The sequence below is a fragment of the Burkholderia sp. M6-3 genome (genome assembly GCF_050858985.1).
Classification (GTDB): Bacteria; Pseudomonadota; Gammaproteobacteria; order Burkholderiales; family Burkholderiaceae; genus Paraburkholderia; species Paraburkholderia caledonica.
The window spans coordinates 1525718-1549050 of sequence record NZ_CP110090.1; the positions used below are offsets into that span (position 1 = coordinate 1525718).

At 62.9% G+C, this 23333-nt stretch carries 30 protein-coding genes and 2 tRNA genes; 16 read left to right on the top strand and 16 right to left on the bottom strand.

Annotation, left to right across the window (positions count from 1 at the left end; translation table 11 throughout):
• Window positions 1-121: 121 nt before the first annotated feature.
• From OH764_RS06565 to OH764_RS06580, 4 genes are all read left to right on the top strand, one after another.
• Window positions 122-991 carry a class I SAM-dependent methyltransferase gene (locus tag OH764_RS06565; RefSeq protein ID WP_498848462.1) on the top strand — a complete coding sequence of 290 codons (870 nt, stop codon included), beginning with the start codon at window positions 122-124 and terminating at the stop codon, window positions 989-991.
• Entirely contained in the window at window positions 966-1583 is a 618-nt protein-coding gene (locus OH764_RS06570; RefSeq protein WP_498848463.1) for a flavin reductase family protein, read from the top strand. The genes OH764_RS06565 and OH764_RS06570 overlap by 26 nt, the downstream gene beginning before the upstream one ends.
• Window positions 1584-1879: 296 nt before the next feature.
• Window positions 1880-2620, top strand: coding sequence for a FadR/GntR family transcriptional regulator (locus OH764_RS06575; protein ID WP_498848464.1), 741 nt, complete (start codon window positions 1880-1882; stop codon window positions 2618-2620).
• A gap of 289 nt (window positions 2621-2909) precedes the next feature.
• The gene (locus OH764_RS06580) at window positions 2910-3887 is read left to right on the top strand and encodes a Gfo/Idh/MocA family protein (RefSeq protein WP_498848769.1); all 978 of its coding nucleotides are present in this window, start codon (window positions 2910-2912) and stop codon (window positions 3885-3887) included.
• Between the two features lie 42 nt (window positions 3888-3929).
• On the opposite strand, the gene OH764_RS06585 is transcribed toward OH764_RS06580, so the two are convergent.
• The 7 genes from OH764_RS06585 to OH764_RS06615 form a co-directional block, all read right to left on the bottom strand.
• Window positions 3930-4589, bottom strand: a complete 660-nt coding sequence (locus OH764_RS06585) for an amino acid ABC transporter permease (RefSeq protein ID WP_027775220.1) — start codon at window positions 4587-4589, stop codon at window positions 3930-3932.
• A gap of 113 nt (window positions 4590-4702) precedes the next feature.
• Window positions 4703-5497 (bottom strand): cystine ABC transporter substrate-binding protein, encoded by a 795-nt coding sequence (locus OH764_RS06590; protein ID WP_498848465.1) that lies wholly within the window; start codon window positions 5495-5497, stop codon window positions 4703-4705.
• A gap of 130 nt (window positions 5498-5627) precedes the next feature.
• Complete coding sequence (locus tag OH764_RS06595) at window positions 5628-6650, bottom strand: dihydroorotate dehydrogenase (RefSeq protein WP_498848466.1); 1023 nt, start codon at window positions 6648-6650, stop codon at window positions 5628-5630.
• Between the two features lie 142 nt (window positions 6651-6792).
• The gene (locus OH764_RS06600; protein ID WP_498848467.1) at window positions 6793-7614 is read right to left on the bottom strand and encodes an arginyl-transferase family protein; all 822 of its coding nucleotides are present in this window, start codon (window positions 7612-7614) and stop codon (window positions 6793-6795) included.
• Between the two features lie 174 nt (window positions 7615-7788).
• The gene (gene aat / locus OH764_RS06605) at window positions 7789-8526 is read right to left on the bottom strand and encodes a leucyl/phenylalanyl-tRNA--protein transferase (protein ID WP_020065765.1); all 738 of its coding nucleotides are present in this window, start codon (window positions 8524-8526) and stop codon (window positions 7789-7791) included.
• 9 nt (window positions 8527-8535) lie between these two features.
• Window positions 8536-9081 (bottom strand): NUDIX hydrolase, encoded by a 546-nt coding sequence (locus OH764_RS06610; protein WP_027775216.1) that lies wholly within the window; start codon window positions 9079-9081, stop codon window positions 8536-8538.
• 273 nt (window positions 9082-9354) lie between these two features.
• A tRNA-Met gene (locus tag OH764_RS06615) sits at window positions 9355-9431 on the bottom strand.
• 309 nt (window positions 9432-9740) lie between these two features.
• Between OH764_RS06615 and OH764_RS06620 the strand changes: the two genes are divergently transcribed.
• Complete coding sequence (locus tag OH764_RS06620) at window positions 9741-10238, top strand: heme-degrading domain-containing protein (RefSeq protein WP_498848468.1); 498 nt, start codon at window positions 9741-9743, stop codon at window positions 10236-10238.
• 4 nt (window positions 10239-10242) lie between these two features.
• Window positions 10243-10581: a DMT family transporter gene (locus OH764_RS06625; protein WP_087750944.1), complete on the top strand. Its 339-nt coding sequence runs from the start codon at window positions 10243-10245 to the stop codon at window positions 10579-10581.
• Window positions 10582-10680: 99 nt separating this feature from the next.
• On the opposite strand, the gene OH764_RS06630 is transcribed toward OH764_RS06625, so the two are convergent.
• Both OH764_RS06630 and OH764_RS06635 read right to left on the bottom strand, forming a co-directional pair.
• Window positions 10681-11061: a hypothetical protein gene (locus OH764_RS06630; protein WP_498848469.1), complete on the bottom strand. Its 381-nt coding sequence runs from the start codon at window positions 11059-11061 to the stop codon at window positions 10681-10683.
• Between the two features lie 48 nt (window positions 11062-11109).
• Window positions 11110-11301, bottom strand: coding sequence for a hypothetical protein (locus tag OH764_RS06635; RefSeq protein WP_498848470.1), 192 nt, complete (start codon window positions 11299-11301; stop codon window positions 11110-11112).
• Window positions 11302-11463: 162 nt separating this feature from the next.
• Between OH764_RS06635 and OH764_RS06640 the strand changes: the two genes are divergently transcribed.
• Both OH764_RS06640 and OH764_RS06645 read left to right on the top strand, forming a co-directional pair.
• Window positions 11464-11739 (top strand): hypothetical protein, encoded by a 276-nt coding sequence (locus OH764_RS06640; RefSeq protein ID WP_498848471.1) that lies wholly within the window; start codon window positions 11464-11466, stop codon window positions 11737-11739.
• 205 nt (window positions 11740-11944) lie between these two features.
• Window positions 11945-12229 (top strand): DUF1488 family protein, encoded by a 285-nt coding sequence (locus tag OH764_RS06645; RefSeq protein ID WP_498848472.1) that lies wholly within the window; start codon window positions 11945-11947, stop codon window positions 12227-12229.
• Here OH764_RS06645 and OH764_RS06650 read toward each other — a convergent pair.
• Entirely contained in the window at window positions 12189-13187 is a 999-nt protein-coding gene (locus OH764_RS06650; RefSeq protein WP_498848473.1) for a Rossmann-fold NAD(P)-binding domain-containing protein, read from the bottom strand. The genes OH764_RS06645 and OH764_RS06650 overlap by 41 nt on opposite strands.
• Before the next feature lie 136 nt (window positions 13188-13323).
• On the opposite strand from OH764_RS06650, the gene OH764_RS06655 reads away from it, so the two are divergent.
• Window positions 13324-14214, top strand: a complete 891-nt coding sequence (locus OH764_RS06655) for a TetR/AcrR family transcriptional regulator (RefSeq protein ID WP_498848474.1) — start codon at window positions 13324-13326, stop codon at window positions 14212-14214.
• Window positions 14215-14353: 139 nt separating this feature from the next.
• Window positions 14354-15484, top strand: coding sequence for an enoyl-CoA hydratase/isomerase family protein (locus tag OH764_RS06660; protein WP_498848475.1), 1131 nt, complete (start codon window positions 14354-14356; stop codon window positions 15482-15484).
• A 32-nt stretch (window positions 15485-15516) separates the two neighbouring features.
• Here OH764_RS06660 and OH764_RS06665 read toward each other — a convergent pair whose 3' ends face one another.
• Window positions 15517-15942: a hypothetical protein gene (locus OH764_RS06665; RefSeq protein WP_020065778.1), complete on the bottom strand. Its 426-nt coding sequence runs from the start codon at window positions 15940-15942 to the stop codon at window positions 15517-15519.
• 416 nt (window positions 15943-16358) lie between these two features.
• On the opposite strand from OH764_RS06665, the gene ssuD reads away from it, so the two are divergent.
• The 4 genes from ssuD to OH764_RS06685 are packed head-to-tail and all read left to right on the top strand — an operon-like array spanning window position 16359 to window position 19701.
• Window positions 16359-17519 (top strand): FMNH2-dependent alkanesulfonate monooxygenase, encoded by a 1161-nt coding sequence (ssuD, locus tag OH764_RS06670; protein ID WP_498848476.1) that lies wholly within the window; start codon window positions 16359-16361, stop codon window positions 17517-17519.
• A gap of 51 nt (window positions 17520-17570) precedes the next feature.
• The gene (ssuC, locus tag OH764_RS06675) at window positions 17571-18437 is read left to right on the top strand and encodes an ABC transporter permease (protein WP_498848477.1); all 867 of its coding nucleotides are present in this window, start codon (window positions 17571-17573) and stop codon (window positions 18435-18437) included.
• Window positions 18434-19438, top strand: a complete 1005-nt coding sequence (locus tag OH764_RS06680) for a P-loop NTPase family protein (RefSeq protein ID WP_498848478.1) — start codon at window positions 18434-18436, stop codon at window positions 19436-19438. The genes ssuC and OH764_RS06680 overlap by 4 nt, the downstream gene beginning before the upstream one ends.
• Window positions 19439-19485: 47 nt before the next feature.
• Window positions 19486-19701 (top strand): TOBE domain-containing protein, encoded by a 216-nt coding sequence (locus OH764_RS06685; protein ID WP_020065782.1) that lies wholly within the window; start codon window positions 19486-19488, stop codon window positions 19699-19701.
• Window positions 19702-19709: 8 nt separating this feature from the next.
• Here the strand turns inward: OH764_RS06685 and OH764_RS06690 are convergent, their stop codons facing one another.
• A complete protein-coding gene (locus OH764_RS06690) occupies window positions 19710-20033 on the bottom strand; it encodes a hypothetical protein (protein WP_498848479.1) in 324 nt (107 codons plus the stop codon).
• Between the two features lie 175 nt (window positions 20034-20208).
• On the opposite strand from OH764_RS06690, the gene OH764_RS06695 reads away from it, so the two are divergent.
• Both OH764_RS06695 and OH764_RS06700 read left to right on the top strand, forming a co-directional pair.
• Window positions 20209-20406 carry a hypothetical protein gene (locus OH764_RS06695; RefSeq protein ID WP_214875396.1) on the top strand — a complete coding sequence of 66 codons (198 nt, stop codon included), beginning with the start codon at window positions 20209-20211 and terminating at the stop codon, window positions 20404-20406.
• 137 nt (window positions 20407-20543) lie between these two features.
• The gene (locus OH764_RS06700) at window positions 20544-20786 is read left to right on the top strand and encodes a hypothetical protein (RefSeq protein WP_498848480.1); all 243 of its coding nucleotides are present in this window, start codon (window positions 20544-20546) and stop codon (window positions 20784-20786) included.
• Window positions 20787-20909: 123 nt separating this feature from the next.
• Here the strand turns inward: OH764_RS06700 and OH764_RS06705 are convergent, their stop codons facing one another.
• From OH764_RS06705 to OH764_RS06720, 4 genes are all read right to left on the bottom strand, one after another.
• Window positions 20910-21176, bottom strand: a complete 267-nt coding sequence (locus OH764_RS06705; protein WP_498848481.1) for a hypothetical protein — start codon at window positions 21174-21176, stop codon at window positions 20910-20912.
• A 386-nt stretch (window positions 21177-21562) separates the two neighbouring features.
• A tRNA-His gene (locus tag OH764_RS06710) sits at window positions 21563-21638 on the bottom strand.
• Window positions 21639-21727: 89 nt separating this feature from the next.
• Complete coding sequence (gene dusA / locus OH764_RS06715; RefSeq protein ID WP_498848482.1) at window positions 21728-22729, bottom strand: tRNA dihydrouridine(20/20a) synthase DusA; 1002 nt, start codon at window positions 22727-22729, stop codon at window positions 21728-21730.
• Between the two features lie 173 nt (window positions 22730-22902).
• Window positions 22903-23259, bottom strand: a complete 357-nt coding sequence (locus tag OH764_RS06720) for a hypothetical protein (protein WP_498848483.1) — start codon at window positions 23257-23259, stop codon at window positions 22903-22905.
• Window positions 23260-23333: the final 74 nt, after the last annotated feature.

Genomic DNA, 23333 nt, shown 5'->3' on the forward strand with positions numbered 1-23333 from the left:
GACAGCGTGTCGCGCGCCTCGGCGTTGACGGCGCGCTGTCCCGATCTGCTCGCCAGTGCGCCGTCTGGCAAGCCGACCTTCATCACTTGTGCGGCGCACTCCAATACGCTGGAGGAGTGCCGTGAATACACAATCCGACCTCGATCGCATCAATCGCGTGGCGTGGAATTCGCGCGACGCGGCGCGTGTTTTCGCCGCCGGCAAGACCTTCTCCGACGCCGGCGAGGAGGCCGCGTTCCAGTGGCTCGCGCCGCGCTGCGCAGCAACGCCGTTGCTCGACATTGGCATTGGCACCGGGCGCACCATTGCGTTGATGCTGGCAATCTCGAACGACTACACCGGCATCGACTACACGCCAAAGCTGCTGGAAATTGCGAGGTCGCGCTATCCCGGCCGCGACTTGCGCCATATGGATGCGCGCGACATGTCGGAGCTGCCGTCGAATCATTTCGGACTGGCTGCGTTTAGCTGGAACGGTATCGACTGCGTGGACTACGACGATCGCGTGAAGATCCTCGAAGAAATGCATCGCGTGGTGCGGCCGGGCGGTTATGTACTGTTCTCGTCGCACAATCGCGGCGGCCCAGGTTATCGCGAGAACATCTGGCAGCTGCTGCCTCAGTTCACCTCCAATCCCCTCAAACTCGGCTGGCGCACGCTGCGTTCACTTCGCCGCTTCCAGCTCGGCACGTTGAACTACGTGCGTAACGTCAAGCTGAATCGCGACTACGGCGGTTACTCGGTCAAGACAGCGGCGGCTCACAACTTCGGCATTGTGATCGTCTATACGACGCTTCGCGAACAGCGCCGGCAACTCGCGCAGGTGGGCTTGCAATGCGATGCGGTGTTCGGAAGTCGCGACGGCAGGCGCATTCCGGACGACGTAGAGGAAAGCGACGCCTGGTGGTTTCACTTCATCGCGCAGAAGCCGCTTGGCGCAAATCGCTTCGGTCAGGAGAGCGGCCATGCATGCCGACGCACTTCGGCTTGACGAGCCGCGCGCAGCAGACGCGGATTTCGACGAGCGCGGCTTTCGGCATGCGCTCGGGCGCTTCGCGACCGGCGTCGTCGTGATCTCGACCGGCAGCGGCGAACGTCTGCACGCGATGACTGCGAATGCCTTCATGTCGGGTTCGCTCAGGCCGCCGCTGATCGTGGTGTCGGTTGGACAGCACGCGCGCATGCACGAGCGCCTGATGGGCTGCGCGGTGTTTGGTGTGAGCGTGTTGTCGGACGCCCAGGAGGCACACAGCCGCCACTTCGCGGGCGAGCCGCAGAGCCGGCTTGCCCCATGCTTTGCCCGCGTCGACGGACTTGCGGATGTGGTGCTTCTCGAACATGCGGCAGCCCGCTTCGCAGCGCGCGTAGTGGACAGGCATCCGTGCGGCGACCACACGTTGTTCGTGGGCGAGGTGTTGGTGTTTTCGCTTGGCGAACACGCACCGCTCGTTTTCTTCGGCGGTCGCTATGGGTCGGTTGCCGGTTCGCGTCTTGCGACACCGGCACCGCCACATGCATTGCCCACATCCGCGCCCTGCGAACACGTTGAACCGGGTCCACCGTATGCGGAAAGCCATGACTGATTTGAGACCATTTCGGTTCAGACAATTTGTCGCTCAACGTGCGTCGTCGCACGATGCAAAGTCGAGGCCGCAGGCATGCTTGAAACGCAAGCTTGTGGCCCTTTGGCACGTAGCGCGTTACATGGAAGAAACAATTCTTCAGAGGGATAACCCTGTCAGGAAGTGTCCCAACTGGCGTAACCGTTGTGAAGCTAGCAACGTATCGTGGATGAACACCACGTGACGATAAAACACACAAAGAACGTTGGTTTATCAACAGGCTACGCGGGGGCGAACACCGCTTCGGGGAGAGGGTCATGGAACAGGGAAACAAAGATCGATCACTGGTCAGCAAGGTGATGGACGGGCTCGTTACGGGCATCGTCGAGGAGAAGTACGGCGCGATACTGCCGCCGCAAGACGTGCTGTCGAAAGAGTTCGACGTGAGCCGCACGGTCATGCGTGAGGCGCTGTCGATGCTGCTCGCGCGCGACATGCTCGATGTGCGGCCGAAGATCGGCACCCGCATCCGCCCGATGAGCGACTGGCGCATGATCGACGAAGACGTCGTGAACTGGCGTTTTCGCGCGAAGCCCGATCCGCTGTTTCTGCGCGACGTGATCGAGTTTCGCATTCTGATCGAGCCGCGGGCGTCGGCGCAGGCCGCGGCGCGCGGCAGCGCGGCCGACATCGCTGCGGTGCGCGACGCGTTCGAGGCGTTTCGCGTGATCCGTCCGGCCGAACCGGGGTATCAGGAAGCCGACGAACTCTTTCATACGCGCATCGTCGTCGCGAGCGGGAACCAGTTCTTCAAGCAGATGGCGGCGATCATTCGCGGCGCACTGTCGACGGGCAACCCGATCGTGAATGAGAGGGAAGGGATGTGGGAAAGCGCAGTGAATTCGCACCGGCGCGTGGTCGAAGCGATAGAGCGCCGCGATCCGAAAGAAGCCGAGCTCGCGTCGATGGCGATGATCGACTTCACGACCGAGGAGATCGCCGGCACCTTCGCCGCAGCGCCGCCGATCCCGCCCGCGCATGGCAAAAACGCGGGATAACGCCGAGCCGACGTGTGGCTTCTGGCGCTGCTGCGCGCGTTGCCGCAGCGGCGCGCCGATTCGGTGACGGTCGGGCTTGCAGCGTCACCGGCGCGTTGTGTTTCCCAGGTCGACTCACTTGCGGGCGGCATGCGCGACAATAGCGCCTTGCTCTTAACCGCAGGGACGCCAGGTGATCGTGACAAACGCTGTGATCGACGCGGGCACACATGCCCCGGCAAACGCCGCCACTAACGCCACCAACGCCACGAACGCCGCCACGCAGGCCACCACCGACGCGACGCAAGCCATCCCATCGGACGGCACGATCCGTTGGGGAATCGTCGGTACGGGCCGCATTGCGCGCCGGTTCGCTCAAGGGCTCGTCTATGTGCCCAACGCGCGCCTTGCGGCGTTGTGGTCGCGCCGCGCCGGGCCGGCGCAGGCTTTCGCCGACGAATTCGGCGGCCGGCTCTGCGCGAGCTTCGATGCGCTGCTCGCCAGCGGGATCGACGCGCTCTATATCGCGACCGTTCAGGACAGCCACGCTGATTACGCCATCGCGGCACTGCAAGCCGGCCTGCACGTACTGTGCGAAAAGCCGGCCGCGATCAACAGGCCACAACTCGAGCGCATCCAGGACGCCGCGCGTCGCGAGAAACGCCTCTTTATGGAAGCGATGAAGCCGCCGTTTTATCCGTTGTACAGAAAGTTGCAGGCGCATCTAAAGGACGATCCGATTGGCGAAGTCGGTCTCGTGCGGGCCGGGTGCTCGGTGCCGGGCGTGCCCGACGACCACCCTTCGCTGTCGTTCGAGCATGCGGGCGGCGCGCTGCTCGATATCGGTATCTACGAGATGTTTCTTGCCGTCGACTGGCTGGGCGCGCCGCTCGACGTACAAACGCTCGGGCGCCTTGGTTCGACCGGCGTCGATACGTTTGCGAGCCTGAACAGCCAGCATGAGCGCGGACTCTCCCAACTCTTCTGCGGCCTCGATCTGCACGGCAAGGGCGACGCGCTACTGATGGCGAAGAGCGGGCACGTGACGATTCACGAACCGTGGTGGAACCCGTCGCGCGCGACTATCCGCTACGCCGACGGTCGCGTGATCGAACTCGACGAGCCGTTCGAAGGCGGTGGCCTTAACTATGAGACCGCGCATTTCTGCGAGCTGATCCTGGCGGGGCAGATCGAGAGTTCGGTAATGCCGCACAGCAAGTCGTTGCAGATGATTGCAATGGCTGATGCGGCGCGCGCAGCCTTAGGGCTTAGATTTGCGGGCGAATGACGCAGGCTGCACGCTCAGTGCCGGGTGCCCGCCACTCAGTGCTCAGTGCCTTGAGGGCAACGCGAGCCGCCGTTCATACCAGCGCTGCAGCAGTTCGAGTATCTGGCATAGCACCCAGTAGACTGCCGCTGCCGCGAGATACAGCGGCAATGGCTGATACGTCGATGCGATGATTTCCTGCGCGCTACGCAACAGTTCGGTCACCGTAATCACGGAGACTAAAGAAGTATCCTTGATCAGGCTGATCAAGCTGTTCGACAGGCTCGGTACGGCAATGCGCAGAGCTTGCGGCGCAATCACGTAGCGCAGCGTCTGGCGCCGCGAGAGTCCGAGACTGTAGGCGGCGAGCCATTGCCCCTGGTGAATGCCGAGGATTGCGCCGCGCATGCTTTCCGACAGATACGCGGCCACGTTTGCCGACAGCGCGATCACGCCGGCCGGCGTCGGGTCGAGCGAAATGCCGAAGCTCGGCAAGCCATAATAGATCACGAAGATCTGCACGAGCAGCGGCGTGCCGCGCATCACGCTTACGTAAATGCGTGCAATCCAGTTCAATGTGCGGCTGTGGCTCACGCCCATCAGCGCAAGCACGGCGCCCGCGATCAGGCCGAAGAACATCGACAGAACTGCGAACTTGACCGTGAGGACGGCGCCCTGCGCGAGCACAGGAAGCGATTGAACGAGCAGGGAAGTGGTGGACATGAACGGTGCTCGGTTTGGCGCGCGAGACGCACATCGCCCAGGCTGGGCGCGTGCTGCAACAGTGCGAAGGGCGGCATTCCGGAGATGCCGCCCTTCGTTTCATGCGGAGCCGGTTACTTGATCGGCTTGCTCACGTCGATGCCGAACCACTTGTCCGAAATCTTCGCGAACGTGCCGTCTGCTTCGAGCTGCGTCATCGCGTCGTCGATTGCTTTGGCGAACTTCGGGTTGTTCTTTTTGAACGGAATGCCCGACGGGTTGCCCGCGCCGACATTCGCGCCGGTGCGCAGCGGCAACTGCGAATTCTTCAACAGATACGCGAGCATCAGACGGTCGTTGAGCGCCGCGTCGAGACGGCCCGCCGCCAGGTCGCGCAGATATTCGGGTGCGCCCGGGTACGTTTTCACGTCGATGCCCGGCACCGACTTCGCCATGTCCATGTAGTTGGTGCCAAGGCCGACGCCGAGCTTCTTGCCCTTCAGGTCGTCGAGCGACTTGAACTGACGCGTGTCGTCCTTACGCTGGATCAGCTGCGCGGCCGAGTACGTATAAGCGGGCGAGAAATCGAGCGCCTGCTTGCGCGCATCCGTCATCCCGACCTGGTTGACGATCACGTCGAACTTGCCGGCCTGAAGACCCGCAATGATGCCGCTCCATTCGGTCGTGACGAATTCCGGCTTCACGCCGAGCTTCGTCGCCACTGCTTTGGCGATGTCGACGTCATAGCCGACCAGTTCGCCCGACGGCGCTTTTGAATTGAACGGAGGGAAGGTGCCTTCGAGGCCGATGCGCAGCGTGCCGCGCTGCTTGACCTGATCCAGCAGGTCGTCGGCATGGGCCGTGACCGCGGTGAACGAAGCGCCGATCAGAGCGGCGACGAAAATTTTCTTCAACAACCCGAGTTGCATTGTGTTCCTTTTTGTTCGTATGTCGTTTTAGCGGACGAAAGCTTAACAAAGCAGACTGCCGAACGCTAAATACCGTTTGTTCATGCCTGTATTACCCGGCCGCCGCGTGCCTGGGTTCGCGTGCATCGAGTCAGCGAAGCGCCTGCACGCATTCGGCGACGAGCGCCGGTCCCCGATAGATGAAGCCGGTATAGAGCTGAACGAGCGAGGCGCCGGCGGCGAGCTTCGCGCGTGCATCGTCGCCGGAGAAGATCCCGCCCACGCCGATGATCGGCACTGCCTCACCGACTTCGGCGCGCAGCTTGCGGATCACTTCGTTCGACGCGTCGAACACCGGCTTGCCCGACAGGCCGCCGGCTTCGTCGCCGTATTGCATGCCTGCGACGGCGGTGCGCGACAGTGTGGTGTTGGTCGCGATCACGCCTTCGAAGCGGTGGCGCAACAACGTGTCGGCGATCGATTTGATCTGCTCGTCGTCGAGATCGGGAGCGATCTTCAACGCGAGCGGCACCAGCTTGCCGTGCATATCGGCGAGACGCTGCTGCTTGTCCTTCAGCGCCGCGAGCAGCGCGTCGAGTTCGTCCGCGCCTTGCAACTGGCGCAGGTTCTTCGTATTCGGCGACGAGATGTTGACCGTCACGTAGCTCGCGAACGGATAGACGCGTTCGAGGCAATACAGGTAGTCTTCGGCGGCGCGCTCGATCGGCGTGTCGGCGTTCTTGCCGATGTTCAGGCCGAGAATGCCGCGATAGCGCGCGGCCTGCACGTTTTTCACGAACTGGTCGACGCCCGCATTGTTGAAGCCCATGCGGTTGATCACGGCATTCGCCTCGGGCAGACGGAACATGCGCGGCCGCGGATTGCCGGGCTGCGCGCGCGGCGTGACCGTGCCCACTTCGATAAAGCCGAAGCCGAGCGCGGCGAGCCCGTCGATCGACGCGCCGTCCTTGTCGAGCCCTGCTGCAAGCCCCACCGGATTTCGGAACGTCAGCCCCATCACCGTGCGCGGGGCGTCCGGCACGCGCGCGGCGAGCGCGCCGGCGAGGCCGGTGCGGCCCGCGGCGCCGAGCACACGCAAGGTCAGGTGATGAGCGTCTTCCGCGTCCATGCGAAAGAGTTGGGCGCGTATGAGCGGATAGAGGGAACTGAACACAGGGCGGAGCCGGGCGGCCAAAAAATGGGAACCCGCTATTTTACCGGCTTTGCGGTGTCGATGAGATAAGGCGGAGCAGGCGTCGCGCTCGTTGCTTAAGGGCGCAGCTAAGCCGCTGCTAAGTCCGGCATCTAATCCGTACCTAAGGCAGCAGCGGCCCGCGTTTTCCCCTCGACGCCGCGTCGACCTGCGGGAGATCGGCGCTTGCGGGATCGAGCACGCGCCATACGCCGTCGACCAGACCTTCGAGCGGCCGGAAGTTGGCCTTGTAGGCCATCTTCGGACTCTCGCGAATCCAGTACCCAAGGTACACATACGGCAATTTCAGGCTGCGCGCCTGCTCGATCTGCCAGTAGATGTTGTACGTGCCGAAGCTCGTATGCGGCAGTCCCGGCTCGAAGAACGTGTACACGGACGACAGCCCGTCGCCGAGAATGTCGATCATGCTGATCATGCGCAGAAGACCGGGCGATTCGGGATTCTCCGGCAGCGGTTCCCGGAATTCGACGAGTCGCGAGTTGATCCGGCTTTGCAGCAAAAACTGTTCGTACTGGTCGCGGCTGTCGCGGTCCATGCCGCCGCCCGCATGTCGCGCCGACTGATAGCGCATATAGAGCGCGTAGTGTTCCTCGTCGTAGTGAAGCGGCGCGACCGTGGCGATCATGCCGCCATGCTTTTTCCAGACGCGCCGCTGCGTGCGGTTCGGCTCGAATCTGTCGACCGGCACGCGCACCGGCACGCACGCGCGGCAACCGTCGCAATAGGGCCGATAAGTGAACACACCCGAACGCCGGAAGCCCGCCTTGACGAGGTCCGTATAGACGTCCGAGTTGATCAGGTGACTGGGCGTCGCGACTTGCGAGCGCGCGATACGCCCGTCGAGATAACTGCAGGGATAGGGCGCCGTTGCATAAAATTGCAGCGCCGAAAGCGGAGAAAGAGGCAGCTCGTTAGGATGAGTCACGTTGGCAGCTCTCGAAGCATCTCTGGTAATGCAAACCCGGCGTGCGTTGCAACTTGTCTTGCAGATCTCTTGCAGAGCGCGTTGCAGCTCATTGTGCAGCTCGTGATGCGGCTCATTGTGCAGCACGTGATCCGCGCGTTTCGTTGAACGGATCCGGATTCGGCCTGATTCTTCCTACGCCGCTCGCGCAAGCACATCGAGCAACACGGTCTTGTCGAAGCGCCAGGGAATGCGCGGTGCGTCGACAGACGCGCGAACATGAGCGATGAATGCTTTGCGCGCTATCTCGCGACCGCCGAGCGACGCCAGATGCGACGTGTTCTGCTGGCAGTCTATCATTTCTATTTCGTGACGGCGCAAGTGCCCGACAAGCGCGGCCAGCGCCATTTTCGAGGCGTCCGTGACGTTGGCGAACATGGATTCGCCGAAGAACATCTTGCCGAACGAGACACCGTACAAGCCGCCCACGCGCTCGCCTTCGAACCATGTTTCGATGCTGTGCGCGTCTCCCACGCGATGCAGCGACGAGTAGGCTTCCACGACGTCCGCAGTAATCCAGGTGCCGCGCTGGCCACGCCGCGGCGCCTCCGCGCAGGCGCGCATCACGGCAGCGAAATCCTGGTCGACGCGGATTTCCCACGCGTCGTCGCGCAGCACGCGCTTGAGCGTTTTACGCAGCGACGGCGACACCTTGAACTCCGCCGGGCGCAGGACCATGCGGGGATCGGGGCTCCACCACAACACGGGCTGGCCGTCCGAATACCACGGAAAGATGCCGTGACGGTACGCGTCGATCAGGCGTGACGGCAGCAGATCGCCGCTTGCGGCAAGCAGGCCCGGAGCGCCGCTTGCCGCGCCGAGCGCGCGCTCGACGGGCGGAAACGGATCGTCGGGTCCGAGCCAGGGAACCATGCGCGCCGCTCAGCCTTCGCGCAGCGAGCGGAAGATGTCGCCCGTATGCAGGCCGAAGCTGCCGGCCGCGCGGTCGGCGAAAAAGAAGCGGAGCGTTTGTCCGACAGTGGGAAATGCAATCTCGTCCCACGGAATGTCGCTTTCTTCGAAGAGCTTGACTTCGAGACTCTCCTCGCCCGCGGCAATGTCCAGATCGAGCAGGCGCGCCATGTAGAAGAGATGCACCTGATGCACATGCGGCACGTTCAGCAGCGAGAAGAGGCTCTGTACCTCGACGCGCGCGCCGGCTTCTTCGAGCGTTTCGCGCGAAGCGGCTTCGGCCGTGGTCTCGCCCATTTCCATGAAACCTGCAGGCAGCGTCCAGTAGCCGTAGCGCGGTTCGATCGCGCGACGGCATAGCAGCACCTTGTCGTCCCAGACCGGGACGGTGCCGACGACGTTGCGCGGATTCTGATAGTGCACCGTGCCGCAACTGCCGCATACGAAGCGCTCGCGGTTGTCGCCCGGCGGAATGCTCAGGCTGACGCCGTGGCCGCAGACAGAACAGAATTTCATAGGAAGGGCACGAGAAAGAGTGCTAGGAGTTTATCACTGGGGCGGCGTTTTACCGTGCGCAGAGATGGTGGCGCGTGATGACGGCGGCGCCGGCGAGCGGGCGGGGTGAGGAGGCGTGCGTGCGCTTATGCGCGGGGTATCCGTGTGCTTGATGACGCAGGTCATGGACATCGACCCATGCCAGAAATAACGACGCGAAAAAACGGCTGCGCAAAACAAAAAAGGCCTGCCGGTTTGGCAAGCCTTCAATGTTATTTTCGACGTTCCAGCTTTTGGTTGCGGGGGTAGGATTTGAACCTACGACCTTCGGGTTATGAGCCCGACGAGCTGCCAGACTGCTCCACCCCGCGTCCGTCGAAGAAAAGAGTATAGACCAGATCAGGGGACGATGCAATAGTCGGTGCGATAGTCGTTTAGCAGGCGCCTTCCCGCTTGCGGCTCCCTGCAACCGCTCGCACTCACAATGCGCCTTTAAGCGAAACGTCGCGCGATGCGTCGGCGGCGTCGCATCGCGCCAGGCCGCTGCAAGACGCTGCGCTAGAATCTGAATTTCCCGGCGCGCCGTTAAGCCATTTGCGTGGGACCCGGACGACTCCACACCGAGTCGGTCGCGGATGCACGACGACGAGCCCGCACTCACACTTTGCTCCTGGAACTTCATGGACATCGCTCACGACCTGCAGATCATTGCCGCTCAGGAACACGCGCTCGTGTTCCCCCAATTCGATGCTGACCGCGCATGGCAAATCGGCGCCTATCTGCATGAGGTCGCGAAAGCGCGCGGCGTTCCTGCCGCCATCGACGTGCGCACGTTTGGTCAGCCGCTGTTCTTCAGCCTGCTCGACGGCGCAACGCCGGACAACGTCGATTGGGCACGCCGCAAGGGCAACACGGTCGCGCATTTCCGGCGCAGCTCGTATGCGATTGGCCTGAAAATGCAGCAGGCCGGCAGCACGCTCGCGGACAAGCACGGTCTGCCCGCCACCGAATTTGCATCGCACGGCGGCGCGTTTCCGTTGACGGTGGCGGGCGCGGGCGTGATCGGTTCGGTCACGGTGTCCGGCTTGCCCCAGCGTGCCGATCATGAGTTCGTAGTGGAAGCCCTTTGCGCGCACCTCGGTCACGACTACAGCAAGCTCGCGCTTGCAAAGGTCTGAGCCGATGCGGCTGCCGCCTTATGCGTTGCTTGGTATCGCGATCGTGGCCGAGGTGATTGCTACCTCCGCCATGCGAGCGTCGGACGGTTTCTCGCGGCTCGTGCCGTCGGCGGTGGTGGTACTCGGCTACGGAGTCGCCTTCTACTGCCTGTCGCTAACGCTCAGGAGCATTCCGGTCGGCATCGTCTACGCCGTGTGGTCGGGCGCGGGTATCGTGCTGATTACGCTCGTCGCGCTGCTGCTCTATGGGCAGGTGCCCGATGTGCCGGCCGTCATTGGGCTCGGGCTGATCATTGCCGGCGTCACCGTGCTGAACATGTTCTCGAAGATGCAGGCGCATTGAAGCGCGCGCCCGAGTCACCGCGAAGGCTCTGGCTGCATCCGTTCTGCGTTCGCTCGAGCTTCGCCGGGGCTTGCTGGCGACGTCGGCTCTTGTCGGCGCTTACTTGCAGCGCACGATCATCGAGCGGTTCTTGACGTTGGCCGACACGACGTTCGTCACGCTGCCGCCCGCGGTCCCGCCTTCGTCGTTGTCTTTCGACACGATGTCATAGCCAGTCGCGCCGCACGCCTTGCCCGCCTGCACATAGCATGAGGCCCAGCTCGAACCGGCGTCGGCGCCGCTGCAATTGACCGCGAAGCCGGTCTGGCCGTTCGGCAGATTGATGAGGGACGTCGTGTTCGACGACGCACACCCCGCCAGGCCCGCGCCCAGCGCAACTGCCACTGGAAACGCAAGAACAAGGGACGTGTGGCGCAGCAGAGCCCGCGCGTTGCCACGCGGTGAATGACCTCGGCCCGGCCGTTGCGTCATGAAAAGCATTGTGATTATTTCCTTTGATCGGTTGGCTTGCCACGCGCAGGCGCAAGCTCAGGGCGTTTCGACAGTAATGCCCGCCGCGCTGACGAGGCGGCGGCTTTCGACGCCGCTTTCAGTGGCCGCGTCTTCCCAGATGCTGATGGCTTTCGCGATGTCGATGTCATGGCTTTCGGCATACGCAAACCATTTGTTCGCCGCATCCGGCTCGGGCAGTTCGTGATCGTGCAGGAAATATTTTCCCATATTGCGCTCGCTCAACTCGAAATCGAGGCACTGCAACAGCACGGAACGTGCCGTAAAGTCGGTTCGACCTCGACCGATCCGACAAGTGCAACCGTGAAAACGTACAGAACTTATTCGCTCGCCGCGCGCCTTACCTGATCTATCGCAACGAGGAGAACGAACATGGCTGATCGAGTCAGCGGCCCTTACCGCGGCTACTACATCAGTGCCGCCGCGCGCCTCGTGCCGGCGTCCAGCGACCAGGGCACGGGCGGCACCGCCGGCACCTACGTCGGCTCGGTCAGCCTGGCCCAGCTGGGTCCGGACGATGCACACCGGATCGAGACGCTGCTGGATCTCGGCGATCAGCAACGGTTCGGCAGCGAAGAAGAGGCGCTCGCCTACGTTGAACAGGCCGCGCGCAATTACGTCGACCGTCTGCTGGGCGGCCAGTCATGACCGACGAACGTCTGCTTCGAGGTAAGTCATGAGGGCGCCTGACGAGCAAGCTCGCACTCGAACTCATGCCGACGCATCTCGCGATTCCGGCGCCTCGGCGGGGTGGACCTCGGTCCGGCCGCGCGAGTACCATATTCAGGTCGTCCGGGGCCGGCCGGTTCTCGCGGGCTCCGGTTGTGTGCCGGATACTTCTGATGAGGCGACCATGGAAATCAGGTTTCCCGCGGGCGCGCCAGCCTACCGCGATTCCAATCTGACCGTTGTCTTTCCCGCGCTGGTGGACGGTGAGCCCGTGCCGTGCGCAATCTCTGTCGAGGCGCTCGAAGATCACTTCGGCGCACATTCCGAAGACCAGGAAGGCTGGATGCGCGCATTCGACGCCGGACGCCCGCGCATAGAAGCCGTGGCGCGCGAGCACTTGCAGATCAGTAACGGCACGCCTGTGCTGCTCAAGAGCGGGCACTTTCCGCCTGGGAACGCGGCTCGCTAGACTGAGCAGAACCAAGCGCGGCGGCCATGCACTGGCGGATACCTTCTTCGTAAGACGTCTTCGAGATCGGTCCGATCAGCTTCGTCAATGCGGAGTCGTCGAGCACGATCGGTTCGGTCATCAGGTAGTTCATCTCGACCAGTTCACGCATCAGCGGATTGAAGAGGCCGAGCACGCGCAGCATCGTCTTTCCGGCCACCATCAGCCTCGGCTGGCTGCCTGCGAGTGCATAAGCCTGTCGTGCCACTTCCCGCTGCGTGATGGTGCCCGCGCCGGCAAGGTGCCACCAGCGCCCATACGCTTCTGGCGTGCGCGTAAGCGTCTCGACCACAGCTCCGATATCCGGCAAATAAATGAATTCGTGCGGCACATCCACGGGACCGATCATCTGCGCGCGCTTTCCATTTGCGGCAGCTTCGAATACGCCGTTGAGCAGACTTCGCTCGATGCCCGGGCCATAGAAATCCGGTAGCCGCAGAACCAGCGTCGACAGTCCGTTCTTTCCATGCGCCTGCAACACCAGATTTTCCTGGGCGAGCCGCATTTTCCCTTTGAACGTGTGCGGCTCGCGAGGATGGTCTTCAGCGATCGGATTGCTGCCCGCACGACCGTAGGGATAGACGGTGCCGATCAGAATGAAGCGTTCCACGCCCGCTGCCGTGATACCTGCTAGCGTTTTCTGCATCAGCGGCGGGTGTTCGGCGAAGCGCTCGTAGGGCACGCCGACCAGATAGATGACGCTCTGCAGCCCCTCAGCCGCGGCGCTGATCGAAGCCGGATCGTCCGGATTCCACGTGACGATCTCTGCGTGCGGATCGTGGCCGAAAGCGGCGACCAGCGCTTCCCGCGACCGGCCGACGACGCGATAGTCGCGGCCCGCCGCGCCAAGCGATGCCGCGATGATCCGGCCGGCAGCGCCGGCGGCTCCGAACAGGCCGACCTTTCCTTCGTTGTGCATGACAATATCTTCCAGGTGACGCGGCGAGCCGAGAAGCGCGCCATTTGTTGATGGTTGAAAATTTTGTGAACAGTGTTCAGTGAACGGTGTTCAGTTTAATTTGACTTTTCAGTTTGTCAACTGGAAAATGCCTCGCATGGGAATCGCTGAAAGAAAGAATCGGGAGAAGCAGGCGTTGCGGGAACGCATCCTTGCAGCCGCACGACATATCGTGATGCGTGAAGGCTTTGCCGCGCTCTCAATGCGGAAGATCGCCGAAGCGATCGAGTATTCGCCCGCCGCGCTGTATTTGCACTTCGCAAGCCGCGACGAGATTGCACGGGCGCTGTGCGAGGAAGGCTATGCGCAGTTGCTGCGGACGTTCGAGCCGCTCGCGGGCATTGCCGACCCGGCTGAAAGGCTCAAGGCAATGGGACGCGCCTATGTTGCCTTTGGCGTCGCTCATCGAGAAACGTACCGGTTGATCTTCATGGAAGATCCGAGCTATACCGGCGCGGCGCTCAGTGCGAAGGCTGCCGCCGCAGTGTCCGACCCGTCAGTTGTGAGCGAGGCGCAAACGCGGGTTCAGTCGGAGCAGCCCAGCACGGAAGACGACCCGGGCGCGGCGGCCTTGCAATTCATGATTTCCGCACTCGACGAGCTGAAAGCGGCGGGGCGCCTTGCTGCATCGGTGGATCCGAGGGTCTGGGCCGACGCTTTCTGGGCGACGTTGCATGGCATCGTCGCGCTCCATCTGACGTGTCCGGTTTTTCCGTCTTCACCACTCGACACCGTTGTAGGAATCGCCTTGGACACCTGGCTTGGGGCGGGCGGTGTCGCTACGGATGCAGATCCGGATGGCGTCACAAGCTCGAACGCTGGCGGGGCGGTCTCGCGCAGGAAGAAGGCCGGTGCCGCGGGCGCGCAAAGCCCGGTGCAAGACGATGCGCCAGTCGAGGCGCAAGCAGAGGCGCCATCCGAAGCGCAGGACGGCCCGGGCGCAGAACCCGCGGCTACCCGGCGTCGCGCAACGAAGAAGACGCGTTAGGCGGCGAGTCAGCGCCTACCTTGGCGACGGTCCCACCTGAACTCAGCATGGCTGCGCCTTGCACCTCAAACCGACCCCGAGTCGCGGGCCGTGATAACGTTGGGTTTCCACGTCTTTGCGCCACCGTGCGTTGTCTTTCATGTCTCTTTCCGCCTTGCCCGAAGCTAGCGACGAAGTCGCGACTTACGTAGCCAACTGCATCGGTTTCATCGAGCTTGAAAGGCCGAAGGCGCTGAACGCGCTGTCGCTCGGCATGATCCGCGCGATGCATGCCGCGCTCGACGACTGGCGCGAAAATCCCGATGTGCTTGCGGTCGTCGTGCGCAGCCAGCATCCTCGCGCGTTCTGCGCGGGCGGCGATATCCGCTTCCTCTACGAGTCGGCGCAACGTGGCGAGCACGAAGCGCGCGACGCGTTTTTTATCGAGGAATACCGGCTCAATCACGCAATCTTCACTTACCCGAAGCCCTATATCGCGTTGACGAACGGCGTGGTGATGGGCGGCGGCATGGGCATCTCGCAGGGCGCGCATCGTACCGGCGGCCTGCGTGTCGTTACCCAGTCAACGAAAATGGCGATGCCCGAAACGCGCATCGGTCTCTTCCCGGATGTCGGCGCGAGCTGGTTTCTCGCGCGCACGCCCGGCGCGATCGGCCGCTATCTCGCGGTGACCGGCGAAGCGATAGGCGCTGCCGACGCGTTGTACGCCGGCCTCGCCGATCTCTATATCGACGATGCCGCGCTGCCCGCGCTCATCGACACTTTGCGCAGCGAACTGTTCGAGCGCGGCGCGGACGTGGTTGCTTGCGTCGAGCGGGAAAGCCGCGCTTATCAGGTCGCGCCGCAGCCGGAGGAGTCGCCGCTTGCCCGCGCGCGGCGGTTGATCGACCGGCATTTTGCGCTGCCCGACGTGCCGCGCATTCTCGCCTCGCTTCAGCAGAAGTGCGATCGCGATACCGCCGATTGGGCCGAGCAGACCATTGCCGTGTTGCGGGAGCGCTCACCGCTTTCCATGGCCGTTTCGCTGGAGGTGGTGACGCGCGCGGAAGGCTCGATGGCCGAAGTGCTGCGCGGCGATCTCGATCTCACGCGTTCGAGTTTCCTGCAAGGCGATGCGGTGGAAGGGATTCGCGCGCGCATTATCGACAAGGACAACGCGCCGCACTGGCGCTTCGCGCGCATTGAGGACGTGAGCGCCGCCGATGTCGCGAAAATGTTCGAAAGCCCGTGGCCGGCCAGCGAACATCCGTTGCGGGATCTGCACGGTTAAGCAGGCGGACGCGACGAACCGCCCAGGCCGACTCAATCCACCTCTTCGCTGGCCATGAAGGCGCGCATGAAGACGAGCGCGCCCCAGCCCCACATCGCATTCGCGGCGAAGCCCATGGCGAGGCGCGGCAGCATGTTGCCGCTTGGCCAGATGCCGCGCAGCGGATCCACGACGAACACGCTCGCCGCCGTCAACACGATGCCGCCGAATACGAACGCGGGCAGCCACGGCGCGCGTCGCTCGGGAGCCACGCGTAAGAGCCACGCCATGAGCACGGCCCAGAACGCGCTCCAGATTGCGTTAGCAATGAACTCGGGCAGGCCGAGCGGTAGAAACGGGGCAGTCGAAAAACCGCTTTTGTCGATAACACCGGCTGCATTCAGCAGCGCCAGCGTCGATTCATGGAAGAACAGAGAAGCCAGAAAACCGGCGACGAACGGCAGGATGAGTTTTTGCATGCATTGCACCGCCAGGGTACAGGCGCGTGGTTCGCGTTGCCCGCACCGGATTATTGGAAACGTGCGCCATTATAGCCAGCGGTGACGGCTTTTCCGGTTGCTTGAAGCGTCGCGTTCGTATGCTTTAGCGTCGGGCTAATCACGGAAGTGGAAAACCTAAGCTCAAAAAAATCGTTCAAAAGCCGCGCTCCGCTCCATAGACTCTTTCTCCATGTAGACGGCGCTCGCCGCCGTCGCCCTTAGCGTCGATACCGCATCTTCCGTTTTTTAGCGATGCATCGCCCGGCTCATTTCCGATGACCGGCTGTATGCGCGCGGCCCGCGCCTGCGCCAGTGCCTGGTTTTGCTTTCGCGTTTGCCTGCGCGGCATGCACCGTCTTCATTCAATCCAGTTTTGAATTCGCGGGGAGCAGTAAATGAATGTGTTCTGGTTCATTCCGACTCATGGCGACAGCCGCTATCTCGGTACGTCGCAAGGCGCGCGCGCAGCGGATTACGACTACTTCCAGCAGATCGCCGTCGCCGCCGATACGCTCGGCTACGAGGGCGTGCTGCTGCCGACCGGCCGTTCGTGCGAGGACGCATGGGTCGTTGCATCGAGCCTCATCGCCGCGACGAAGCGCCTGAAGTTTCTCGTCGCAATCCGGCCGGGCATTTCGTCGCCGGGCCTTGCGGCACGCATGGCGGCCACGTTCGACCGTCTGTCGAACGGGCGCCTGCTGATCAATGTGGTAACGGGGGGCGACGCGGCCGAGCTCGAGGGCGACGGTGTGTTCGTCGATCACGACACACGCTACGAGATCACCGATGAATTCCTGCACATCTGGCGCAAGCTGCTGACGGCTGCGCATACGAACGACGCGATCGACTTCGACGGCAAGCATCTGAAGTCGAAGGGCGGCAAGGCCTTGTATCCGCCTGTGCAGAAGCCGCATCCGCCGTTGTGGTTCGGCGGTTCGTCGCCGGCCGCGCACGACATGGCGGGCGAGCACATCGACACTTATCTGACCTGGGGCGAGCCGCCCGCCGCGGTTGCAAGAAAAATCGCCGATATTCGCGCCCGCGCCGCCGCGCACGGCCGCACGATCCGGTTCGGGATTCGCCTGCACGTGATCGTTCGCGAGACCGAAGAAGAAGCATGGGCTGCCGCCGAGAAGCTGATCAGCAAGCTGGACGACGAAACCATCGCGCGTGCGCAAGCATCGTTTTCGAAGATGGATTCCGAAGGCCAGCGCCGCATGGCCGCGCTGCACGGCGGCAAACGGGGCGGGCGCGCCGAACTCGAGGTCTATCCGAATCTGTGGGCCGGCGTGGGTCTCGTGCGAGGCGGCGCGGGCACCGCGCTCGTCGGCAACCCGGAGCAGGTGGCGGCGCGCATGAAGGAATACGCGGACCTCGGTATCGAGACGTTCATTCTGTCCGGCTATCCGCATCTCGAAGAGTCGTATCGCTTTGCCGAACTCGTGTTCCCGCTGCTGCCGAACCGGCAGAGCAAGACTTCGGACGGGCCGTTGTCGGGGCCCTTCGGCGAGATCGTCGGCAACAACTATTTGCCGAAGGCGGCGAGCGCGAGCTGAGCGTCGCCCGCATCGGTACGGCATCTTCGACACGCAATGAGGTAAGTAACCATGGCTCAATCCACTGTAAGTGCGGATCGGGACGAGAGCGCGCGCGGCGGCGCCGGCTTTGGTTCCGCGCTGACGTCCGCTTTCGGGTCGTTACGGCAAGTCGGCGCGTCGCTTGCGCCGTGGGTCGCACCGCTTCTGATTCTCCTCGCATGGGAAACCGCCGCGCGCAGCGGTGTGCTGTCGACGCGCGTTCTGCCCGAACCGCTCGCCGTTGTAAAGGCCGCGTGGTCGCTGATCCAGTCGGGCGAGATGTGGGCGGACGTGAAGGTCAGCACGTGGCGCGCCGTGTCCGGCTTTGCGATCGGCGGTGGGATCGGTCTCGTGCTCGGACTCGCGACGGGCCTCTTCAAGCCGGTCGAAATCGCGCTCGATTCGACCGTGCAGATGATCCGCAATATCCCGGCCCTCGCGATGATTCCGCTCGTGATCCTGTGGTTCGGCATCGAGGAGCAGGCGAAGGTTTTTCTCGTAGCGCTGGGTGTGTTTTTCCCGGTCTATGTGAACACGTTTCACGGCATCCGTTCAGTCGATTCCAATCTCATCGAGATGGCGCGCAGCTACGGCGTGAAGGGTTTCGCACTTTACCGCCACGTGATCCTGCCCGGCGCCTTGCCGTCGATTCTCGTCGGCGTGCGCTTCGCGTTCGGGCTGATGTGGGTGACGCTGATCGTCGCAGAGACGATTTCCGCGCAGTCGGGCATCGGCTACATGACGATGAATGCGCGCGAATTTTTGCAAACCGATGTCGTCGTGGTCGGCATTCTGCTGTACGCGGCGCTCGGCAAGGTCGCCGACGTGCTGGCAAAAAGCCTGGAGCGCGTGTCGCTGCGTTGGCATCCGGCCTATCAAAGGGGAGGCAAGGCATGAGCGCAACGACATTTTCGTCGTCGTTCGGCGGCATCGCGGGCAGCGATCTCGAAGCGGAACTGGCGCAGGCGCGCATCGCCGATCGCGACGCCGACCTGGCCGCGGACTCAGAAAAACGCGACACAGCCCACGGCGATGTGCGCGACGCAAACGCGGCTGGCGAATCAAACGGTCCACGTGGCGAGAACAACGTGGCCGACTATTCGGTCCAGTTGCGCGGTGTCGGCAAGCAGTATGGCGAGCGCAAGGTGCTGACGGACTTCGACCTGTCGATCGAGCGCGGCAGTTTCGTCGCGATTGTCGGCCGAAGCGGTTGCGGAAAATCGACGTTGTTGCGTCTCGTCGCCGGTCTGGAGAAGACCACGGCTGGCGTTCTCGAAAAGCGTGCCGAAGACGGCCGGCCGCTCGACACTCGCATCATGTTCCAGGACGCACGCCTGTTGCCGTGGAAGAGCGTGTTGCAGAACGTGATGCTCGGACTGCCCCGCAGCGCGCGGGAAGACGCGCGTGCGGTGCTGGCCGAAGTTGGATTGCTGGAGCGTGCCGGCGACTGGCCCGCGCAACTGTCCGGCGGTCAGCGTCAGCGTGTCGCGTTGGCGCGCGCGCTCGTGCATCGTCCGCAGTTGCTGCTCCTCGACGAGCCGCTCGGCGCGCTCGATGCACTGACACGCATCGAAATGCACTCGCTGATCGAGCGTCTGTGGCGCGAGCACAAGTTCACCGCCTTGCTCGTCACGCATGACGTGCACGAGGCCGTCGCGTTAGGCGACCGCATCCTTTTGATCGAAGAAGGGCGCATCGCGCTGGATCAGCCGGTGCCGCTCGCGCGCCCGCGAGCGCGTGCGTCGGCAGGCTTCGCAGCCCTCGAAGAACATGTGCTGCAGCGCGTTCTGAAAAATGCGCCAAACGACGACGCATGGTCCGGGCAGCCCGAAGACGCACGCGGCACGCGTAGCCAGGGCCGCTTCCGGCGGCCTACAGACGTCCGCTGGGCTGTCTGACATTCCTTGACTGACCGTTTTTAATCGCTTCCCTGGAGCCACTCGCAATGAGCATTTCCGCAATCAACGTACGCAATCAGTTCAGAGGCAAGGTCAAGGAAATCATCCGCGGACCGGTTGTGTCCGAAGTCGATGTCGACACGCCGTTTGGTATCGTGACCTCGGTGATCACCACGCGCTCGATCGACGAACTCGACCTGCAGGTCGGCTCGGAAGTCGTCGCGCTCGTCAAGTCGACGGAGGTTTCGATCGCGCGCCTGTAAGCGCCGCGTTATTTCGCGTTCGCGCCGCTCGCGGGCGGCTCGTGCATCATCTTGTCGTTGGTCGGCTTGCGCGGACGCTTGATCGGCATGTTGTCCGGGTTGCTCGATCCGGTCGAGCCGGAGGCCGCCTCGGGCGGCTTCGCCATCGACGAAGCGGCGTCGCCCGGCGTGGCCGGCTGCTTTGCCTGCGCTGCGGAGCCATTGGAACCCGTTGATCCGGCTTGCGCCGCTTCGGCCGCTTTGGCCGTTCCCGCCCAAGGCGCCGTTTCGCCTACCCACATCGCTGCCAGTGCGGCGACTGCGGTCAGAGCTGTCAGAGTGCTTCGCTTCATCTCCTTCTCCTTGTGCGTGCTTCGCGGCCGGTCGGATTGCGTGAGTTCGGGGTAGACCGTGCTTGCCGGCGAAAATTCACGCGCAAAGCCATTCGGCCATGACGATGCGCCAAGGCGACTGCATTCGCTCTCGAAACTTGCTAGGATGAATTTAGCCATTTCGACGGAGGCAGCCATGTCGAAGTCATTGAGTCCCGAAGCGATTGAAGCGTTGCGCCGCTTGAACGAGGTCGGCGTGGGTCAGCCGCCGCCGCGATTGCCACAGACCGTAACCGCTGAATTGCTGGCCTGCGGGCTCGTCACCGAGGCAAGCGGGGACGAAGTCGAAATCACCTGTAACGGCAGGCAGTACCTTTCAGGCGATTGCGATTGAGCATGAATACCGGCGATTACGCGATGCGGCGTCAGCGCATGTGACGGCGTTCGCGCAGCGCAGGTGACGCATTGACGCGGCGGGCACGCCGGGCGCTGCGAACGTCCTCGGGAATCACGGCAGACGTGGAGGTAAAGATGGAGCCGAAAGGGCTCGACATGGGAGATTACCAGGAGCGCTATCAGGACTACGAGATCGAAGTCGCGGTCGAACAGGTGCTCACCGGGGTCAAGGCGCATTTCCGGGTGTTGCGCGGCAACGCAGTGGTGGTCGACTGGCGGCTGGTGCATATCGATAGCCTGTGGCCCACCGAGCACGCCGCGGCCGAAGCAGGCTTTCGCGCCGCGCGCGAAGTCATCGACGCAGGTGTTGCGGGTTGAGGCCGCTTGAGCCCGCTTGAGCCCGCTTGAGCCCGTAAACGGAAGAGGGCGCCGAGCATCGGAACCCGATGCTCGGCGCCCTCTGTGCTTGCCGCTAAGCGCAGCAAGCTCGGCAGCGAATGCTTAGTGGCCGAAGAAAACCGACTGCGGACCCGATGCCGGTTCACGCGTGCCCGATTGCGACGACGCGTTGTTCACGCCACCGTAAGCGTTCGATTCGGCCTTAGCGCGTTCAGCCGCGACAGTCTGCGCGTTCTGACCTTGTTGCGAAGCCGGTGCGCCGACCGACGGACGATAGAACGGTGCCGGGCCGTAGCCGCTTGCAAAAGCCGGTGCAGCGATCGAGGCGGAAACGGCAACGAGAAGGGCAGCGATAAATTTGGTCTTCATGATGTACCTCCAATAATGTTCGACTTTCGGGATGGCGTTGCAGGAGCCGGGGCTGTGTATGCAACGTCGATGGAGGCAGTGTATACCCCTACTATCGATAATTTGTGCTGATAATTTGAAATTACTGTTCTTGCTGGTGAAATAATCCAGCCGTCGTAGAGTGGGCGCGGGTGAGCGGCAGTCTGACCCCGACCGCCAAGCGGTAGAAGCGGGTTAAAGACCTGATCGGGAAAGGGTTTTACGGGTGATGGGTGGACAGACAGCTGGCAGCTTACGGAAGCGGAGACCGTAATCAAAGAGAACAACCAAAGATCCAAAACAAAAACGGCGTTGTGATCTCTCACAACGCCGCTTGCCAATCTATTCCACTTTACTGCCGAATTCTTTGGGGTGGCTGATGGGGCTCGAACCCACGACAACAGGAATCACAATCCTGGACTCTACCAACTGAGCTACAGCCACCACTGAGATCTGCTTTGACTTGCCGGAAAACCTGACTCGCCAACGAAGAAACGAGATTATACGAACACGTTCCGCGTTTGCCTAGTCCTTTATTCAAAAATTTCGGCTGGCTCACGCAGATGTTGTCTCGCCTCATTAAAGATAGCGAGGTCGCGCGCGGCCAGGCGCTTGCTGTCGGAGAGCACGCGGCGCCAGCCGCGCGCACCCGCTTCGCCTCGATAGAGGCCGAGTGCGTGACGAGTGATCGCACCAAGGTAAGTGCCGCGGGCCATCTCGGCTGCGCAATATTCGATGAGCTTCGCCTCGACCTGCTCGCGCGTGGGCGGCGCTTCGGTGGACCCGTAAAAGCGCGCGTCCACATCGGCCAGCAGATACGGATTGTGGTACGCCTCCCGCCCGAGCATCACGCCGTCGACGTGTGCGAGATGTGTCTGCACTTCGTCAAGCGTCTTGATCCCACCGTTGATGATGATTTCCAGTTGCGGAAAGTCGCGCTTCAATTGATACGCGTAGTCGTACTTGAGTGGAGGGATCTCGCGGTTCTCTTTCGGGCTCAGCCCTTTGAGAATCGCGTTACGCGCGTGGACGATAAAGACGTTGCAGCCGGCATCCGCGATCGTCCCGACGAAGTCGCGAACGAAGCCGTAATCCTCGACGGCATCCACGCCGATTCGATGTTTGACCGTGACAGGCACGGAGACGACGTCGCGCATCGCCTTCACGCAGTCGGCGACCAGTTGCGGCTCGTTCATCAGACACGCGCCGAACGCGCCGCGCTGCACACGCTCCGATGGACAGCCGCAATTCAGATTGATTTCGTCATAGCCCCACTGCTCGCCAAGCTTCGCCGAGCGCGCCAGATCGTCAGGCTCGCTGCCGCCGAGTTGCAACGCGACGGGCGCTTCGTTGGGCGTGAAAGCGAGATGGCGCGGCACATCGCCGTGCAGCAGTGCGCCTGTCGTCACCATTTCCGTGTAGAGCCAAGTGTGACGCGAGATGATGCGATGAAGCGACCGGCAATGACGATCGGTCCAGTCCATCATGGGGGCGACACTGACGCGGCGCGGACTGGGAGTACTAGCTGAAGACATGGGGCGGCCAAAGGCTTGAATCGAAACCGCAATTTTAGCGCAATGCGGGCGATTGACCCCGGCAGTGCCCGAGCGGCGCGCCGCCTCGCTGGATTTGCCGATCAGCAGCTTGAATGCACGGACAGGCGCCTTAAGTCCCCGGTCGTCCCCAGTCGCCGAATCGACCGCTTGATTCAATGGCTGCGTCCGCCATGCCCGCCGCCGCTCCACGAACTACCGCCCGGGGATCCGCCATATCCCCCATACCCGCCGCTATACCCGCCGCCGTGGCCGCCATGCCACCCGCCGTGTCCGCCGTGCCAACCGCCGCCCCAGTGTCCGCCACCGCCGTGGTAGTAGCAGCACGATCCGCCCCAGCCGCCCCATATGCCGACCGTGCCGTACACCGGCGCGTAGGGTGTCCCATATCCGTAGCCATAAGCGGGGTAATAGGGTTGAGCGTAGGCGTAGTCATAGCTGGGCGCGACTGCGCATCCGCTGACGCCCGCTACCACGGCCAGCAATGCCATCGATGCAAAGAGCCTGCTCACAATCGCCTCCCGTCCTCACATAAAGGATCAGAAAGGTCGCGAGCCTGAGAGTTCAGCCGCATTTGTGTCCGCGC

Coding starts and splice junctions, on each gene's coding strand:
- OH764_RS06575 (WP_498848464.1), top strand. CDS start 1,880: ATGGAACAGGGAAACAAAGATCGATCACTGGTCAGCAAGGTGATGGAC.
- ssuD (WP_498848476.1), top strand. CDS start 16,359: ATGAATGTGTTCTGGTTCATTCCGACTCATGGCGACAGCCGCTATCTC.
- OH764_RS06630 (WP_498848469.1), bottom strand. CDS start 11,061: ATGCTTTTCATGACGCAACGGCCGGGCCGAGGTCATTCACCGCGTGGC.
- OH764_RS06610 (WP_027775216.1), bottom strand. CDS start 9,081: ATGAAATTCTGTTCTGTCTGCGGCCACGGCGTCAGCCTGAGCATTCCG.
- OH764_RS06625 (WP_087750944.1), top strand. CDS start 10,243: ATGCGGCTGCCGCCTTATGCGTTGCTTGGTATCGCGATCGTGGCCGAG.
- OH764_RS06685 (WP_020065782.1), top strand. CDS start 19,486: ATGAGCATTTCCGCAATCAACGTACGCAATCAGTTCAGAGGCAAGGTC.
- OH764_RS06690 (WP_498848479.1), bottom strand. CDS start 20,033: ATGAAGCGAAGCACTCTGACAGCTCTGACCGCAGTCGCCGCACTGGCA.
- OH764_RS06695 (WP_214875396.1), top strand. CDS start 20,209: ATGTCGAAGTCATTGAGTCCCGAAGCGATTGAAGCGTTGCGCCGCTTG.
- OH764_RS06585 (WP_027775220.1), bottom strand. CDS start 4,589: ATGTCCACCACTTCCCTGCTCGTTCAATCGCTTCCTGTGCTCGCGCAG.
- OH764_RS06640 (WP_498848471.1), top strand. CDS start 11,464: ATGGCTGATCGAGTCAGCGGCCCTTACCGCGGCTACTACATCAGTGCC.
- OH764_RS06700 (WP_498848480.1), top strand. CDS start 20,544: ATGGAGCCGAAAGGGCTCGACATGGGAGATTACCAGGAGCGCTATCAG.
- OH764_RS06655 (WP_498848474.1), top strand. CDS start 13,324: ATGGGAATCGCTGAAAGAAAGAATCGGGAGAAGCAGGCGTTGCGGGAA.
- OH764_RS06590 (WP_498848465.1), bottom strand. CDS start 5,497: ATGCAACTCGGGTTGTTGAAGAAAATTTTCGTCGCCGCTCTGATCGGC.
- ssuC (WP_498848477.1), top strand. CDS start 17,571: ATGGCTCAATCCACTGTAAGTGCGGATCGGGACGAGAGCGCGCGCGGC.
- aat (WP_020065765.1), bottom strand. CDS start 8,526: ATGGTTCCCTGGCTCGGACCCGACGATCCGTTTCCGCCCGTCGAGCGC.
- OH764_RS06645 (WP_498848472.1), top strand. CDS start 11,945: ATGGAAATCAGGTTTCCCGCGGGCGCGCCAGCCTACCGCGATTCCAAT.
- OH764_RS06705 (WP_498848481.1), bottom strand. CDS start 21,176: ATGAAGACCAAATTTATCGCTGCCCTTCTCGTTGCCGTTTCCGCCTCG.
- OH764_RS06635 (WP_498848470.1), bottom strand. CDS start 11,301: ATGGGAAAATATTTCCTGCACGATCACGAACTGCCCGAGCCGGATGCG.
- OH764_RS06680 (WP_498848478.1), top strand. CDS start 18,434: ATGAGCGCAACGACATTTTCGTCGTCGTTCGGCGGCATCGCGGGCAGC.
- OH764_RS06620 (WP_498848468.1), top strand. CDS start 9,741: ATGGACATCGCTCACGACCTGCAGATCATTGCCGCTCAGGAACACGCG.
- OH764_RS06665 (WP_020065778.1), bottom strand. CDS start 15,942: ATGCAAAAACTCATCCTGCCGTTCGTCGCCGGTTTTCTGGCTTCTCTG.
- OH764_RS06570 (WP_498848463.1), top strand. CDS start 966: ATGCATGCCGACGCACTTCGGCTTGACGAGCCGCGCGCAGCAGACGCG.
- OH764_RS06650 (WP_498848473.1), bottom strand. CDS start 13,187: ATGCACAACGAAGGAAAGGTCGGCCTGTTCGGAGCCGCCGGCGCTGCC.
- OH764_RS06660 (WP_498848475.1), top strand. CDS start 14,354: ATGTCTCTTTCCGCCTTGCCCGAAGCTAGCGACGAAGTCGCGACTTAC.
- dusA (WP_498848482.1), bottom strand. CDS start 22,729: ATGTCTTCAGCTAGTACTCCCAGTCCGCGCCGCGTCAGTGTCGCCCCC.